The following is a 16,671-nucleotide window of genomic DNA, read 5'->3' on the forward strand; positions in this document are numbered from 1 at the left end:
TTGCGCGCGATCGCTTCCAACACGTATTTGAAAATGACATTGCGCTCGAAGGTCTTGCTTGCGTTTGCCGTGCTCGTCGTCGGCTCCGTGACGCTCTACGCAAGCCTCATCTACTTCACGACGGTTCCGGGGACGCCTCATATAGGCCCGCTGCCTCCGCTCACGGCCGAAGAGCGCAACCTTGCTGATGCGTTGCGGCGTCACGTCGAAGTTATCGCGGCCCGTGAGCACAACCTCGATCACCCCGAGGAACTCGAGAAAGTCGCTCTCTATATCGAGAGCGTGCTCGGCGATTATGGCTACGTCGTCAATCGCCACGGCTACGAAGTCGACAAGAAGCCGGTCCGCAACATCGAAGCGACGATAGAGCCCTCTGCCGCGGCGACCGACCCCGCCGTCATTGTCGTCGGCGCACACTACGACAGCGCTAGAGGCACACCTGGCGCGAACGACAATGCGACCGGCACTGCTTCAGTCCTCGAACTTGCGCGGATGCTGTCCGGTTTGAGAGGCACCACAGACAAGCGCATCCGGCTCGTGCTTTTCGTCAACGAGGAACCGCCGTATTTTTACACGACCCAGATGGGTAGCTGGCACTACGCCGCGATGCTGAGCACTCGCAAAGAGCGCGTCATCGCGATGTATTCGCTGGAGACGCTCGGCTTCTATAGCGACGAACCCGGCAGCCAGAGCTATCCGCCGCCCCTCGGCTTGATCTATTCTCAGCCCGGCAACTTCGTCTCATTCGTCGGCATGCTGAACTCACGGCCGTTGGTGCAAGAGAGCATCAAGTCGTTTCGAGAGCATACAAAGTTTCCGACCATCGGCGGCGCGGCGCCTGGCTATATTCCGGGCATCACTTGGTCCGATCATTGGTCGTTTTCGAACCACGGTTTCCAAGCGCTGATGATCACGGACACCGCGACTTTTCGGTATCCGCACTATCACGAGCCCACCGATACGCCGGACAAGGTGAACTTCGAAAGCCACGCACGTGTCACGAAAGGCATCGAGAGGGTGATCCGTGACGCAGCGAAACGCTAAGCGGTTTTCGCCTTAGCGCGCGGCGTCACAACGACGCCGCCCGTCAACGCCGCCGCAACGCCTGTCGTGCCCGGGAATGTCAGCGGTATGCCGCTCAGGGCGCGCACCGCCAGAAACGCGAAAGCCTGCGCTTCCATCGCTTCGACGGACCAGCCGACATCGGCCGCGGTCTCCACGCGCGCGGGAGCTACACGCGTCGACAACATCCGCATCAGCGTTGGGTTGAGCGCGCCGCCCCCGGCGACGATCCACGTCGCGGGCGCGCGCGGCAAACGTTCGACGACACGCGCGATCGTCGCGGAGGTGAGCGCGGTCAAAGTCGCAGCCGCATCCTCTGCAGACATTGCATCGAGACCGCCATGCGCCGCGACATGCGCGCGGAAATCGTTGCGGTCGAGAGATTTCGGCGGTGACTGCTCAAAATACGGATGCGCGAGCAACCGCGTAAGTGCCGTCTCATCGACGCGGCCGCGCGCAGCGAGCGCTCCGTCGGCGTCGTAACGTCCGCCGGTGCGCGCGAGAACGAGATCGTCGATCAGCGCATTGCCCGGCCCGGTGTCGCAGGCAATCAACGTCTCGCGATCGATGAACGTGATGTTCGCAACGCCGCCGATATTTAGTACCGCGATCGATCCCCCTTCTCCGAGCGAACGCGCGAGCGCGCGATGATAGACCGGCACCAGCGGCGCACCCTGTCCGCCCGCCGCAACGTCGGCAGCGCGCAGATCGTAGACGACGCGCAATCCCGTCGCATCGGCGAGCGCTTGTCCGTCGCCGATCTGCACGGTGAGTTTCTGCTCCGGGCGGTGCCACACGGTCTGTCCGTGAAAGCCGACGACGTCGATCGCGCTCGGCGACAACTGATTGTCTTTGAGGAACCGCTGCACCGCCTCGGCATGTCGCCGCGTGACGAGAAGCTCTGCTTCGCCAAGCACGCCTGGCCGCACCGCGCGATCCGTCATGCCCGCCGCGTCCGCCAGCGCCTGCCGCAACAGGTCGCGATCGGCCGCCGCATAGGCATAAGAGGCCGACGGCCCCATGGCCGCAACCGTTTCGCCGTCGGTCTCGATCAGGGCGACATCTATGCCGTCCATCGACGTACCGCTCATCAGCCCGATTGCCCTGAAAATCATGCGGTTCCCTTGCGGATGACGACCTGCTAAACCCGCGCCGCAACGGCGCAGGCGCCGATTGTCGATCCGATACCTAAACAATGGCTAAGCGATGAGTGCCTTCAAGTCCGATTTCCTCTCCGTTCTCTCGGAGCGAGGCTATGTCCACCAGATGTCCGACGCGGCGGGTCTCGATGACCTCGCCGAGCGCGGCGAGGTCGTGGCTTACGTCGGGTATGACTGCACGGCGCCGTCGCTCCATATCGGCCACCTGCTCTCGATCATGATGCTGCATTGGCTGCAGGCGACCGGCAACAAGCCGATCGCGCTGATGGGCGGCGGCACGACGCGCGTCGGCGATCCTTCGGGCCGCGACGAGACGCGCAAGATCCTCACCTACGAGCAGATCGACGCCAACAAAGACTCGATCAAGACCACATTCGCGAAGTTCATCAACTTCGGCGGGGCTAAGACCGATGCGATCATGTCGGACAATGCCGAGTGGCTGACCAAGCTCAACTACATCGAGATGCTGCGCGACGTCGGCCGCCACTTCTCGATCAACCGCATGCTGACAATGGACTCGGTGAAGCTCCGCCTCGACCGCGAGCAAGAGCTCTCGTTCATCGAGTTCAACTACATGATCCTGCAGTCCTACGACTATGTCGAGCTCGCGCGCCGCTACGGCTGCAATCTGCAGATGGGCGGCTCGGATCAGTGGGGCAACATCGTCAACGGCGTCGACCTTGGCCGTCGCATGGGCACGCATCAGCTCTACGCGCTCACCTGCCCGCTGCTCACGACATCGTCGGGCGCGAAGATGGGCAAGACCGCTGCCGGCGCCGTGTGGCTTAACGCCGACATGCTCTCTCCCTACGATTACTGGCAGTTCTGGCGCAACACCGAGGACGGCGATGTCGCGCGCTTCCTGCGTCTCTTCACGACGCTGCCGATGGACGAGATCTCTCGCCTCGCTGCGCTTAAGGGCAACGAGATCAACGAGGCGAAGAAAGTTCTCGCCACCGAGACGACGAGCTTGATGCACGGCGCCGACGCCGCGACGCGGGCGAGCGAGACCGCGCGGCAGACTTTCGAGCAGGGCGAGACGTCGGCAACGCTGCCGACCGTCGAGATCCCGCGTAGCGAGTTCAACGCCGGCCTCGGTGTGCTCACCGCCTACGCGCGCGCGGAACTCGTCGCCTCGACCAGCGAAGCACGCCGCCAGGTCAAGGCCGGCGGCCTCCGCGTCAACGACAAGGTCGTGACGGACGAGCGGGCGACCTTGAGCGAAAGCGACCTCGCGGACGGAGTGATCAAGCTATCGCTCGGCAAGAAGAAGCACGTTCTTCTACGCCCGGTTTAGTGACCTCTGCCTCGATTTGATGCATCCTCGGGTCTGCCGGGGGTGTTCGTTGTGGCGGTTCGGACACGGTCGGCCAATACTTGATGGTTTCGGGAACCGATTAACCCGATTCCGCCTATGTTCAACCAAACGGTAACCAAACAAGCCGCTATAAAGTCGACATCTTTTTTCGTAGAGTTCTGATCATGCGTCGCCTGGGGCTGATTTCACTGTTCGCGCTTACGCTCGCCGCTCCCGCGGTTGCGGCGGATATGGGCGCGCCTGCCCCGGTGCAATGGGGTCCGGCCGGTACGGCCTGGAGCGGCACCGACGTCCTCGTCGACCTCGGCGGCGGCGCTCAGGTTGTTCCCCGGTTCGAAGGCTCGAAGCGCTACGACGTCGTCGCATGGCCGTTCGGTCAGGCCCGCCTTCTCGTCAACCCGTTCACGGGTGAACGCAACAGCGCTGATTGGTTCGACGATCGCGGCTTCGGCATCACGCCGGCGTTCCGCTACGTGCCGGACCGCAAGGGCGGCGCCGACCTCGGCCTGCCCGGCCTCGGCAACGTGAAGACTGCCGTCGAACTCGGCGCGCGTGTCGGCTATCGCTTCCCGAATGTCGAAGTGTTCGTCGAAGGCCGTCAAGGCGTCGGCGGTCATCAAGGCTTCCTCGCCGATCTCGGCGTCGACATCTTGATGCGCCCGACAGCCCGCACCGAAATCACGGTCGGCCCGCGCGTCAGCTTCGCCACCAGCGATTACATGCAGACCTACTTCGGCGTGACGCCGACGCAGTCGGCCGCGACGGGTCTTGCCGCTTACAACATCAAGGGCGGTCTGCGCAGCGCGGGCGTCGCGGCGACCGGTGCTTACTGGCTCACCGATCGCTGGGCCATCCGCTCGACGGCATCTTGGACGCGCCTCCTCGGCGACATTCCGGATAGCCCGATCATGGGGCTGACCAACAGCGAAGTGAATCAGTTCACGGCGTCGCTCGGCCTATCCTATCGCTTCGGCTACACCTGGCCGAACGGCATCCGCTAATCATTCAGCGCTAGACTAGTCTCCGCTCATTCCCGCGAAAGCGGGGATCCATCACGCGTACCGCAGCACGCGAAAGAAGTCTTCGTGATTGGGTGAGAGCGGACGGCTAATGCGCACACTAGCGCAGCCCGACAATCAATCCGTCTGACGACCCGTCGGCACGTTGGCCTCATTCCCACGAAACTCAAATATCTTCCGCAGGAAGCCCGGCGCGAGCGCCGACATCGGATTGACGTTGAGCGTCGGCGCATTCGGTTTGCCGGTCACCTGATAGGTGACACCGAGCAGGCCTTCCTTGCTGCCGCCGAGGAACATGCCGAGAATCGGGATCTGCCCCGGAATGTTGTTGAGGCCGTAGAGCGGGACGAACGTCCCGCGCATGTTCACGCTGTTGGTCGCGTAATCGAGATTACCTTCGACCGTGCCGCCGACGGACGGGCCGCGCACGACACCGTCACGAACGGAGAAGCGGCCAGGCGAACGCGTGAACTCCGCATACATATCGGTGAACGGCACGCCGCCCGTCGTGCCGGCCCGCGCGCGCGGCGCATTCGGATCGCCCGGTCGCGCGGCCGCAACGCCATCGAGCGCAGGCTCGCCGCGCACCGCGAAGTTACGCACTTTGATGTAGCCTTCGCGCGGCGTGTCATCCGCCAGCGGCGGATCCATCGCGACCTCGAGCGTGCCGCCATACATGCGCGGATAAATATCGGCGAAGCGGAACAACGCGCCGGCATCCGCCGACGTTACGACGATCCCTTGCCGCGACTGGCGCTTTTCCATGCTGCCGTTGATCGATGCATTGCTGCCGATCTTGCCGCTTGCTGAGAAGGCACGGATTTGGCCGGCGCGCCGCGAGATCTTGAGATCGAGGCTACGCATCGTCTCGCCGTTGTGACCCGTCATGACGCCGATCTTTACTTCGGCATCGAAGTCCTGCGGCTTCTTCGTCTTCGCTTCGATTTTCTGTCCGGACATCGACGCTTTGACGAAACCGCGCCCGTCGACGACGTCGCCGCGCAACGTCAAACGCATCGCGCCGTCGCTCGCTTTGTCGATGCGGAGCGAAGCCTTGTCGCCTTCCGACGGCGAGAATGTCGGGAAATTCGCCGAGAGCAGTTCACCCTGCGAGTCGACTTCAAGCGCGCCGCGCACCGAGACGCCCGAGCCTTCCAGCACAAAGTCTTCCAGCCGCATCGATTGTCCGCGATCGACCAGCGTGAAGGTCGAGCGCGCCGGGCGGCCCGCAGCTTTGATCCAACCCGGAATGAGGTCGTTGATCTTCGAATCCTTAAGGTCGATTTCGAAACCGAAACGCCCTTCGCGCGTCGTCGGCTTCATGCGTCCGCCGAACTTCACGTTGACCGAGCCAGAGAGCCCAGGGAAATCGAGGTTGAGACGATTGCGCGCCGCATCGTCGAGCGTCGCCTGCACGCGCACTTCGGCTTCGGGCTGACTGCTCGCGGTGCGATACTCGACGGCAGACGGCATTCCGCCGATCTTCACGTCGCCCTTCACCTGCATTTGCTCGTGCGTCGCGCTGATCCGTAGCGTGCCCTGCTCGGCCTTCAGCCCCTTGAAGAATTTCTCCGCGCCGAAATTCGTGATCTCGGCTTCGACCGCGTAGCCGACTTCGTTGCGCGTCACCACCGGGCGCATCGGCACAGCGAGCGCGATGTTGGCGACGACATTGCCTTTCGTCGTCGCGGCGTCGAGCGGCAATCCGGAGGCATCCCGCAGCGCTTCCATCGAGAGCATCTCGGCCGCGGCATCGAGGCCGCCTTCGACACGCAGACGCGTCTGCGACATCGGCGGCTTCAGCGACGTGTCTGCTATATCGAATGTGCCGCCCGCGACCATCAGCTTGCGGCCTGACGGTAGATCGATCGTTCCCTTGCCGAACGCGATCGACACCGTATGGCCGACGATCCGCGTCGCGACGTCGACATCCTTGAGGCTAGGCAGCGCGTCGAGCGGGCGCACGATCGCATTGCGCGCGCCGATCTCGATCACGAGTTGCTCGTTGGTGAGCGGGGGCCCGTGCGGCGTGAACGTTTTCAGCGGTGCATTGCCGAAGATCGAGACCTTCTCGACCGTACCGCCGAGCATTTGCTCGTCGACCCAGCGGCGCACTTCCGGCACGATAAAGATTGGCCACAAACGCTTCAGCGCGTTGAGCGACATGCGGCCGCCTTCGATCTTGAAGGCGAGGATCGGGTCTTCCGTGTTGTAGTCGAGCGAGGCCGACAACGTCGCGGCGACGGCACGACCTCCGAGTTCCATATTCTCCAGCGCAAGACGCTTGCCGACTGTGTCGATCGTCGCGCGGCCAATGACGCGCTCGATCTGCACCGGCGCTTCCTTGCTGCCGGCGGCAGCGAGCGAAGCCTGACCTTGCGCAAGCGATACGGTCCACACGCCCGAATTCTGCGGCGGCGGCTCGACGACGGCAGCGAGACGCACGCGGCTCGCGCCGGACGAAAGATCGATCGGGATCGTCAGGCGGCGCTGCTTGGCGTCCCACTTGATATCCGCCGTCATTTCGTCGATGCGCAGACGCGCGATGTCCTTCTTCGCGTCGCCGATGAAACCGGCGCCGGCGAGAATGCGTCCGTTCAGCGACGTAGGCGTGCCGTCGGCGCCCAGCGTCGCGACCAGGTCCATGTTGAGCGGAACGTCAGCGCGGAAGTCGCCTTGATCGAGGCGCAACGCGAGCAACACATCTTTCGGTGAAAGGTCGCGGATCGCCGCTTCGATCGAACGCGTGCCGTCGCCGTTCGGACGCGCGGATCCGACGATCGACCATGGGCCGTCTGTGCCCGACGATTTGATGTCCAGCGTTGCGCCGCCGCCGCTCAAACGCTTCAGCGCGAAATTGATATTCGCAAAACTGAGTTTTTTCCCGTTGCGCGCATCGTCGACCGAGATCGTGCCGTTGCGCAGACCGACCTCGTTGAGGTCGCCGCCGTCGAGCCCGGCATTGTCGAGATTCTGCAGCCAGCCGAACATCAGCGCGGCGAGGCCCGCGGCATCGCTCGCAAGCGAGTCCTGCGGCACCTGACCGCCCGCCGTGGCCGGAGCGGCGGCTTGCGCGATCGCCTTCGCATCGACGCTGGCGATCGGCTTCTGCGTCTCGCCGCCGGTGAACACGGTGACGCGGCCATCCGTCTCGATGCGAACGCCCATCTCGGCGCCGATGAGTTCGATCCGCGTCGCCCGCAAGCTGCCGGAGAGCAACCCGCCCGCAATGCCGACTTCCGCCTTTGGCGCACTCGCGACGACGTTGCGATCCTGATCGAAGACCTTGATGTCGTGCAGGCGCATCGCGGTGCGCCCATGTTCGTCGAGTTCAAGGATGGTGCCGCCGACTTCGACGCTGCGGCCACCGCCGACCCGGCTTTCGAGCGCGGACGTCAGGAACGGCGTAAACATGTCGAGCGCGATAGGCCCGCTATTGAGGCGCCACCAAAGGCCGCCGACCGACGCCGCGATGAAAAGCACGAAAGCGATTGCGCCGATGGCGCAGCGGCGCGGCCAGCGCGATTTCCGTGGCCGCAGGAGGTGCATGTGCTCAGGCTGAACCCCACGCAGCGCCATGCCGCGCAACTGGAGGCGTGTGCGGTCCCACGCATTCTGGAGCGCAGCAAAAGGCATTCTGAAGCGTATATCCCCTACTTCCGGATCAATTTCCGGACGACCTTGCGGTCCTTCACAAACCTACGTCACTATCCGGTGCGAGCAGTATGGCTGCTTCTGCGGGTAAAATTACATGATTTCAGGATCATAAGCCCGTCGAAAGTGCCGAAAGGAAGGCAATGACCGATAACTTAGCAGTTGGCGACACAGCACCGGACTTTTCCCTGCCGGCTGACGGCGGAAATACCGTGAGCTTGAAGGATTTTCGCGGGCAGAAACTGGTCCTCTTCTTCTATCCGAAGGCGGACACGCCCGGCTGCACGGTCGAATCACGCGCCTTCTCTGCGCTCGCGGCCGATTTCGCCAAGGCGAATGCGGCCGTGATTGGAGCCTCGGCCGATCCCGTGAAGGCGCAGGACAAGTTCAAGAAGAAGTACGACCTCAAGGTCCCGCTCGCTTCCGACGAAGACCACGCGATGCTCGGCGCCTATGGCGCCTGGACCCAGAAATCGATGTTCGGCCACAAATACATGGGCATCGAACGCTCGACCTTCCTGATCGACGAGAAGGGTAAGATCGCCAAGATCTGGCGCAAGGTGAAGGTGCCGGGCCACGCCGAGGCGGTCTTGAAGGCCGTAAAAGACGGCGGCTGACCAGTTTCGGTGCCTTTTCCGAAACATTAACCATGCACCGCTGATCATGCGCGCTGTCCCATGACCGATTCGGGCCCGGGACAGGAGCCGATATGTCGTACCGCGTGAGCCAAGGCGAGTCCGCGCCCGCATCGTTCGGGCGGCGTCAGCCCTACACCATCGAAAGTGGAAAGCGCGCCTTCCGCGTCCGGCCGCTGACGCTGTGGGCGTCGGCGTCCGTCATCGCCGCCATGACCGTGTGGAGCGTCGGCTCGGCCGCCTACTTCACATTCAGCGACACCATCGTCAGCGGAATGATCTCGCAGCAGAGCGTTATGCAGCGCTCCTACGAAGACCGCATCGCCGCGCTGCAAGCCGAGATGGACCGCACGACGAGCCGTCACCTCCTCGATCAAGAGAAGATGGAGCAGCGCGTCGAAACTCTCTCCCGTCGCCAAACGACGCTCGAGACCCGCGCCTCCGCGTTGAGCGGACTTCCCGATACCGCCCCCGCTCGGCCGCACGGCCGCCCTCTCATCGGCGGCGGCAATACGCCGGCTCCGATGATCGAAGTGCCGACGCCGCAGCCGTCGACCCCAACCGTGCTCGACCGCCAATCTTATCTGCTCGACTCGCCAACGCCGCAGGCGCGCGGCAAGGCGAGCACCGCGCGCATTTCACACGCGATCTCGCGTGTCGAAGAGTCGCTCGACCGCGTCGAGACGGATCAGCGCTCGCGCCTCCTCGCCCTCGAAGACGGCTACGGCGCGAAAGCACTCCGCCTGCGCGGCGTGCTAGCCGAGATCGGCCTCGATCTTCGCAAGATCGCGCCGAGCGAATCGGTTAACGGACTCGGCGGCCCATTCGTCCCGGTCCCGGAGAAATCCGATACCGGCGCATTCGATCGCCAGCTCGAGCGCGTCAATCTCGCGCGCAACCATCTCGATCGCCTGAGCAAGACGCTGCACAGCGTACCGCTCGGCCGTCCCCTCGCCGGCCGCCTCGAATCGTCGTCGGGTTTCGGCGTCCGCATGGACCCGTTCATTCGCGCTTACGCGCTGCACAGCGGCCTCGATCTCCGCGCCTCCACCGGCGAACCGGTGCGCGTCACCGCGGGCGGCCGCGTGACGAATGCATCGTGGAGCGGCGGCTATGGCCGCATGGTCGAAGTCGATCACGGCAACGGTCTCGTCACCCGCTACGGCCATCTCTCGTCGATCTCCGTCACAGAAGACCAGATTGTGAAGCCCGGCCAAGTCGTTGGCCGCGTCGGCTCGACCGGCCGCTCAACCGGCCCGCATCTTCATTACGAAACCCGCATCGACGGCGAGCCTGTCGATCCGGTGAAATTCCTCCGCGCCGGCAGCCGTCTCAACGACAAGACGTAACGCCGCCCCCGTCTCGCACGTATTGCCATCGAGGTACGCCGCAGCGCGTGGCTGATGCGTGAGCCTTTATTTTTTCGATGAGGATTTTGCGATGAAGCATTCCCTGCTCGCCGCCGCAGCGCTCGCATTCACTTTCGCTGCACCGGCTTACGCGCAGACACACCAGCACCATCAGCACGGACAGTCCGCAGCGCCAGCCGCTGCCGGTAGTTCGACCGCCGATTTCCAAGCCGCCAACGAGAAGATGCACAAGGACATGGGCATCGCTTACACGGGCGACGTCGACGTCGACTTCATTCGCGGCATGATCCCGCACCACCAAGGCGCGATCGACATGGCGAAGATCGTTCTCAAGCACTCGAAGTCGCGCGAGGTCCGCAAGCTCGCGACCGGCATCATCAGCGCGCAGGAAAAAGAGATCGATTGGATGCAGGCCTGGCTCAAGAAGCGCGGCAAATAAGCCTCACGGCAAACGCGTCGCCTGACTGGCCGCCAGCTTCCAATCCTGACCCTGCTTCACGTACACCGCCATCCAGCGGAACTGGTACGTCTTGTTTTCCTTGGTGTTCAGGATCGGGCTGCGGCCCGTCACGATGATCGTATGCTCGCCGTGCACGCGAAAGCGGATGTCGTCCGCAGGCGCATTCTCGATCAACGGCTCGCCAGCCATTACCGAAACGATGCGCGTATCCTTGCCGTCCATCCGGCCGGAGCCGTGCGTATGCGTGAAGGAATCCGCGTAAAGGATTCTCAGCGCGTGAATATCCTTGGCGTCGACCGCGCGTTTGACGAATTCGCGAAACGCCTCGACCTCATGCGCGGCCGCTTGATCCTGATCGTCGACGCCCGGCGAATGCGCAAGCGCCGAATGAAACGCGCCGCAGACGAACACACAAAGCAAAGCGCTTCGTAGGCTCGCCGCGGCGCCTCGCATCAGTCGACCTTCACGCCAGAGAATTCGACGACCTTCGCCCACTTCTCGGTCTCGGATTTGACCACAGCACCGAACTCTTCCGGCGTGCCGCCCATCGGGATGCCGCCGAGTTCTTCGATGCGCGCCAGGATATTCGGATCTTTGAGCGCCGCATTGATCGTGTCATTGAGCTTCTTGATGACGGCCGGAGGCGTCCCCTTCGGCGCCGACATGCCGAAGAACGCGCTCGCCTCATAACCCGGCACGGTCTCGGCAACCGTCGGAACATCCGGCAAATTCTTCGAACGCTGCGCCGTCGTCACCGCGAGCGGCCGCAGCGAGTTCGCTTTGATATGCGCGATCGACGCCGGAAGGTTGTCGAACATCACCTGCACCTGGCCGGCGAGAAGATCGGTCAAAGCCGGCGACGACCCGCGATACGGCACATGCTGCATCTGCACGCCGGTCATGAACTTGAACAGCTCACCCGAGAGATGGATCGAGGTGCCGTTGCCGGACGACGCCATGTTGATCTTGCCCGGATTGGCTTTGGCGTAGTCGATGAATTCCTTCACGGTCTTAGCCGGCACAGACGGATGCACTTCCATCACGTTCGGCACGCGCGCGATCCCGGCGATCGGCACTGTGTCGTTCATGAAGTTGAAGTTGAGCTTGCGATAAAGCGTCGCGTTGACGGAATTCGCCGGATTGGTCAGCAGCACCGTGTAGCCGTCCGGCGCCGAATTGATCACCGCTTCGGTGCCGATGTTGTTGCCGGCGCCCGGGCGATTTTCGATGATGACCTGCTGGCCGAGCTTCTCCGACAGATACTGCCCGATCAGACGCGCGAAAATATCGGTGGCGCCACCGGCCGGATAACCGACGACCCATTTGATGATGCGGTTCGGATATTCCTGCGCGACGGCAGGCTGCGCGATCGATACGGCGGCGAACGCAACGGCACACATCGCGACACGACGAGACAACTTCACTGACCTAACTCCCCTCTTATTCTTTTTCGTTCAACAACCCTAGCATTGTAGGGCGCATGCGGCGGACGCATCGAGAACTTTTATCCGATGCAGTTAAAGCATGCGACAAGTCACGTTGCCGCGACTGCGAGAACTTCCGTGCTTGACACACTGCCTGCATGGGAGGACGATCATCGCGTACACGATGGAAAGCGAAGTTTGCACTTCCCTTCCACCAACGTGGAGGTTTCGATGACGCCACCGGCGCAACGTGCCGCTAGGACCGCTTAAGACACCCGTCTGGGCTTAACGCGTAGCGGCATCTCACAGACGCACCGCCGGGATGTGACCTTCAGGGGCTATAGGCAGTCAGGCATTGCCCCAACTAGGCGCTCCCGGCGCGTTTGTTTTCAGAGCCAGCCTAAACGCGCGCCGCGACCTGCGGCATTTCCACCGGCGCCAGCAATCTGCGTACGACCAACGCTCCGATCATCAGCGACACGATGTAAAGCGACGGCATCGCCTCGATAAACGGCAGCACTGCAAGCGTGACGCACGCAATCCCCATCACGGCCCACTCGTAAGAACGGAAGCCGGTTTCGCGGCCCTCGCGAATGAGGAACGCCATCGGCACCGCGAGCACGATGCCATCGTAGATCATCAAATACGGCGTCGCGAGCGGCACCGCGACGGTCAGCAGCGCGGCTTTGAGATTGAACGACACATCGCTGCGCCACACGCGCCAGACCGCAAGCGCGAGCGCTGCAAGCAGCGCCGCATGTGCGGCGAGTCCGACAGTCTGGCTCGCGCCGAGCATGCGTAAGAATGCATAGAGCGATTGGATTTTGTGCCACTTCACCGAGCCGTTCGCGATGTGTTGATCGGAAGCGATCGTGAGTGCGCTGAAGAAACCTTGCCACGCGCTTGTGCCGAACACGAGCCACGACACAGCAACCAACGCGATTGTCGTGACGACCGCCGAGGCCATGACGCGCCACTGTTTCCCGGCGATAAGCGCCAGCGGAACGAGAATGCCGAAATGCGGTTTGTAGGTCAGCAGACCGAGGCACGCTCCGGCCGCAACCGGATGAGTTCGCATCAGCGTCATCGATCCGGCCAGCAGCGCTGCCGTGAGCGCGCCGTTCTGTCCGGTCAGTGCCGTGTAGAAAACGCCCGGGAATGCGAGCGCGAGAAGGTAGCCGATGCGATGCCCGACAATCCCGCCGACCACGCGGATATAGAGCGCAATCGAGCCGACCGCCCACACCGCGTAGGCGATGCCGTACGGGATGAGCGCGAGCGGGATCAGCAGGAAATTGTAGAACGGCGGGTAGTACCAGGGATATTGCCCCTTAAAGGCCCGGCCGAGTGCGAGTTCCTGGGCCGCGTGCGCCACGTCCGGGACGTAGATCGCTCCGGCTTGGCCGCCGAGCGCCTGCTGTCCGGCGCTGTAGAACGCCAGGAAGTCCTGCAGCTGGTTCTGCCACTTCTCGTCAAGGATCCACACGCCGAAGAACGGCGCGGCCGCGAAGAAGATTACGAGCACCAGCGCGAAAATCGCCGCGCAATGCTCCACGACATTGGCGTGCGGTATCCCCGCTCCTTGGCTGAGTTCGATATTCTGGCGCATGCGCTCGAGGCCCTAAACGAGGCCCCGTGATAGCGCGATGTCGTTGCAAAACCGCTAAGTCGATAGCGTAAATGCCGTCCTAACGGCGCGGCCGCGCCGGCTCCGCCGCTCGTCCGGAGGTATCGAACAACCCGGTAACGACCTCGGCGGCGACGTCATCGCAAAATTTGTTGAGGTTGCGCGGCGCCACCATGATGCGCGCCATCTCGGTCGCGCCGTAGCGGCGAAGCTCCGACAACATCCGCAACCGATCGTCGCCCTGCATCTGCTGGGTCAGCTGCTCGCGCATCGCGGCCGGCATGTTGCTGGTCACGGTGACACTCGCGACATAGCCCGTCAGCGTGCGCCCGGAGTAAGTCGGAATCGCGCGGATGCTCACCGTGCTGGTCTTGCTCGGATCGTCCTCGTTGACGAAGGAGACGTCGCCGGCTTCCGCCACCGAGCGCCGGACGCACTGAAACAGCTGCGGCCGGATCGAACCATCGGCAACGAGATCGATAAAGACCGCCTTCGGCCCCATCTGCGCCTGCGCCGGAGCGCCTATCATCGCCAGTAGTAGTCCCGCCAAAACCAGTGCCGTCCGCCGCATCTTTCAAGCCCTCAATTATTGCGGGCCGGAGTGAAGCGGCGGCGCGCGCGAGTAGCAACCGTCAATTGGCGGGACCCTGCTCTACTGTTCGAGCTTGATGTCGGCGTCCTTGATCACCTTGCCCCAGCGCGCGACCTCGTCTTTGAGGAACGCCGTGTATTCTTCCGGCGTGTTGCCGACCGCCTCGTAGCCGAGCTTCTCGAGCTGCGCCTTCATCGCCGGATCGGCGAGCGCCTTCTTCGATTCCGCCGCGACACGATCGACGATCGCCTTCGGCGTTCCGGCCGGCGCAATGATGCCGGCCCAGGTGCCGGTGACGAAGTCCTGCACGCCCTGCTCGCCCATCGTCGGAACGCTCGGCGCGGACGGCATGCGGCCCTTCGCCGTCACCGCGATCGCGTTGATGGTACCGGCTTCGACATGCGACATGAACGCGCTGACGGTGTCGAACATCACATCGACGCGTCCGCCGATCAGATCGGTCAACGCCGGCTGCGTGCCGCGATACGGCACGTGCTGCATGTTGAGGCCTTCGCGCGCCTTCAAGAGTTCCATCGTCAGATGCGCCGCCGAGCCGATGCCGCTCGACGCGAAATTCAGCTTGCCGGGATTCGCCTTCGCGTAAGCGATCATCTCCTTCACATTCTTGATCGGGAGATCTTTGCGCGCGACCAGCATCAGCGGCGCGACGCTCATCAGCGAGACGTAGGTGAAGTCCTTCACGACATCGAACGGCAGCTTCGGATTGAGCGTCTGGTTCGCCGAATGCCCGGCGATCACGGTGCCGAACGTATAGCCATCCGGCGCAGCCTTCGCGACGACCTCGGCGCCGATCACGCTGTTCGCGCCCGGACGATTCTCGTAGACGAGCGGCTGGCCGATCGCCTCGGAAATCTTCGCACCGACCGTGCGCGCCATGTTGTCGGTGTAACCGCCGCCCGTATACGGAACGATCATGCGGACCGGCCGGTTCGGCCAATTCTGCGCTTGTGCGAAGGCACTGTGCTGCGCCAGCACGGCAGCCGACATCGCGATGGCAAACGTAAACGCGCGGAGCATTATTCCCTCCCTTGGCCCTTGTGGGCTCTTTCGGGCGCGACCTTAAACACCTTTGACGCCGGAGGGGAAGTCCGCGCTACACTGCCGCACCGTTCATCCCCGAGGACCATCATGACGATTCTCCTCACGATCCTCGCACTCATCGCGCTCGCGATTCTCGGCCTGCTCGCTTACGCGGCAACGAAGCCGAACGCGTTTCGCTATGAGAGACACATCACGATCAACGCACCGGCCGCGACGATCTTCCCGCTGATCAACGATTTCCGCCGCTGGACCGAATGGTCGCCCTATGAGCACCGCGATCCGAAGCTCAAGCGCACATATGGGAATCCGTCAGCCGGCGTCGGCGGATCTTACGCATGGGAAGGTGACAAGAGTGTCGGCTCGGGCCGGATGGATATCCTCGAAGCGCCGCCGCCCGAGCGCGTCAAGATTCGCCTTCAATTCTTCAAGCCTTTCGTCGGCGACAACATCGCGGACTTCACGCTGCGCGAGATCGACGGCGCGACGGATGTTTCGTGGGCGATGTATGGCCCGCAGCCGTTCATGACCAAGGTCATGTCGAGCGTGATCAACTTCGACAAGATGATCGGCAACGACTTCGACACCGGTCTCGCTAACATGAAGGCCGTCGCGGAACGCGGCTGAGCATGAGCGCCGACGCGATCATCAATCACTATCGCAAACACGCGGCCGCGTGGGCGGATGCGCGCGGCGATCATCTCGGCGAACGCGCGTGGCTCGATAGCTTCCGCGCGCTCCTGCCGGCGTCCGCGACAGTGCTCGACCTCGGCTGCGGCTCGGGACTGCCGATCGCGCGCTATCTGATGACGCAAGGCTGCGCCGTCACCGGCGTCGACTCTTCGCCCGAACTGATCGCTTTGTTCGCGCAAAATCTGCCGAATGCCGATGCTCACGTCGCCGACATGCGCAGGCTTGATCTCGGCCGTACGTTCGACGGCGTCATCGCCTGGGATAGTTTCTTCCATCTTGCGCCAGACGATCAGCGCCGCATGTTCGCGATCTTCGCCGAACATGTTGCCCCGATCGGCGCGCTGATGTTCACCAGCGGGCCGGAAGCCGGCGAAGTGATCGGCGAGTTCGGCGGTGACCCGCTCTACCACGCGAGCCTCGCGCCGGAAGAATACCGCGCGCTGCTCGCCAACAACGGCTTAGCCGTCGTCGCGCATGTCGCCAACGATCCGGAATGCGGCGGCCACACGGTGTGGCTCGCCCAGCGGACTAAAGCCATAGCGCCGCAGCGATAGGGCTCCCTCTCCCGCTTGCGGGAGAGGGTTGGGGTGAGGGCAAG

The 16,671-nt window shown here is 63.2% G+C and carries 15 protein-coding genes; 8 read left to right on the forward strand and 7 right to left on the reverse strand.

Translation table 11 applies throughout. The annotated features are described in order from the left end of the window. Nucleotides 1-33: 33 nt before the first annotated feature. Nucleotides 34-1,044, forward strand: coding sequence for a M28 family peptidase (locus GJW30_RS16960; protein WP_130364557.1), 1,011 nt, complete (start codon nt 34-36; stop codon nt 1,042-1,044). Here the strand turns inward: GJW30_RS16960 and GJW30_RS16965 are convergent. Then, nucleotides 1,041-2,177 carry an anhydro-N-acetylmuramic acid kinase gene (locus tag GJW30_RS16965; RefSeq protein ID WP_165391581.1) on the reverse strand — a complete coding sequence of 379 codons (1,137 nt, stop codon included), beginning with the start codon at nt 2,175-2,177 and terminating at the stop codon, nt 1,041-1,043. The two genes, GJW30_RS16960 and GJW30_RS16965, sit on opposite strands and share 4 nt — an antisense overlap. Before the next feature lie 91 nt (nt 2,178-2,268). On the opposite strand from GJW30_RS16965, the gene tyrS reads away from it, so the two are divergent. After that, entirely contained in the window at nt 2,269-3,519 is a 1,251-nt protein-coding gene (gene tyrS / locus GJW30_RS16970) for a tyrosine--tRNA ligase (RefSeq protein ID WP_096357426.1), read from the forward strand. Nucleotides 3,520-3,704: 185 nt separating this feature from the next. Beyond that, nucleotides 3,705-4,541, forward strand: coding sequence for a MipA/OmpV family protein (locus tag GJW30_RS16975; RefSeq protein WP_096357428.1), 837 nt, complete (start codon nt 3,705-3,707; stop codon nt 4,539-4,541). 135 nt (nt 4,542-4,676) lie between these two features. Here the strand turns inward: GJW30_RS16975 and GJW30_RS16980 are convergent, their stop codons facing one another. Beyond that, nucleotides 4,677-8,195, reverse strand: coding sequence for a YhdP family protein (locus GJW30_RS16980; RefSeq protein WP_096357430.1), 3,519 nt, complete (start codon nt 8,193-8,195; stop codon nt 4,677-4,679). A gap of 161 nt (nt 8,196-8,356) precedes the next feature. Here GJW30_RS16980 and bcp point away from each other — a divergent pair, with 161 nt between their 5' ends. The 3 genes from bcp (at nt 8,357) to copM (ending at nt 10,657) form a co-directional block, all read left to right on the forward strand. Beyond that, on the forward strand, nt 8,357-8,830 hold the full coding sequence (bcp, locus tag GJW30_RS16985) for a thioredoxin-dependent thiol peroxidase (RefSeq protein ID WP_096357432.1): 474 nt from the start codon (nt 8,357-8,359) through the stop codon (nt 8,828-8,830). A 92-nt stretch (nt 8,831-8,922) separates the two neighbouring features. Continuing rightward, a complete protein-coding gene (locus GJW30_RS16990; RefSeq protein ID WP_245408542.1) occupies nt 8,923-10,197 on the forward strand; it encodes a M23 family metallopeptidase in 1,275 nt (424 codons plus the stop codon). A 91-nt stretch (nt 10,198-10,288) separates the two neighbouring features. Further along, nucleotides 10,289-10,657, forward strand: coding sequence for a CopM family metallochaperone (gene copM, locus GJW30_RS16995; RefSeq protein WP_096358885.1), 369 nt, complete (start codon nt 10,289-10,291; stop codon nt 10,655-10,657). Nucleotides 10,658-10,660: 3 nt separating this feature from the next. Here copM and GJW30_RS17000 read toward each other — a convergent pair whose 3' ends face one another. From GJW30_RS17000 to GJW30_RS17020, 5 genes are all read right to left on the reverse strand, one after another. Continuing rightward, nucleotides 10,661-11,131, reverse strand: coding sequence for a nuclear transport factor 2 family protein (locus GJW30_RS17000; protein WP_096357434.1), 471 nt, complete (start codon nt 11,129-11,131; stop codon nt 10,661-10,663). Further along, entirely contained in the window at nt 11,131-12,078 is a 948-nt protein-coding gene (locus GJW30_RS17005) for a Bug family tripartite tricarboxylate transporter substrate binding protein (protein ID WP_096357436.1), read from the reverse strand. The genes GJW30_RS17000 and GJW30_RS17005 overlap by 1 nt, the downstream gene beginning before the upstream one ends. Before the next feature lie 424 nt (nt 12,079-12,502). Further along, nucleotides 12,503-13,711, reverse strand: a complete 1,209-nt coding sequence (locus GJW30_RS17010; RefSeq protein ID WP_096357438.1) for a glycosyltransferase family 87 protein — start codon at nt 13,709-13,711, stop codon at nt 12,503-12,505. Between the two features lie 79 nt (nt 13,712-13,790). Next, a complete protein-coding gene (locus GJW30_RS17015) occupies nt 13,791-14,300 on the reverse strand; it encodes a hypothetical protein (RefSeq protein WP_130364559.1) in 510 nt (169 codons plus the stop codon). Between the two features lie 81 nt (nt 14,301-14,381). Then, on the reverse strand, nt 14,382-15,359 hold the full coding sequence (locus GJW30_RS17020; protein ID WP_096357442.1) for a Bug family tripartite tricarboxylate transporter substrate binding protein: 978 nt from the start codon (nt 15,357-15,359) through the stop codon (nt 14,382-14,384). A gap of 111 nt (nt 15,360-15,470) precedes the next feature. On the opposite strand from GJW30_RS17020, the gene GJW30_RS17025 reads away from it, so the two are divergent. After that, the gene (locus GJW30_RS17025; RefSeq protein ID WP_096357444.1) at nt 15,471-16,007 is read left to right on the forward strand and encodes an SRPBCC family protein; all 537 of its coding nucleotides are present in this window, start codon (nt 15,471-15,473) and stop codon (nt 16,005-16,007) included. 2 nt (nt 16,008-16,009) lie between these two features. Next, nucleotides 16,010-16,627, forward strand: coding sequence for a class I SAM-dependent DNA methyltransferase (locus GJW30_RS17030; RefSeq protein WP_096357446.1), 618 nt, complete (start codon nt 16,010-16,012; stop codon nt 16,625-16,627). Nucleotides 16,628-16,671: the final 44 nt, after the last annotated feature.

This window comes from Variibacter gotjawalensis (assembly GCF_002355335.1).
In the GTDB taxonomy this organism is placed as follows: Bacteria; Pseudomonadota; Alphaproteobacteria; order Rhizobiales; family Xanthobacteraceae; genus Variibacter; species Variibacter gotjawalensis.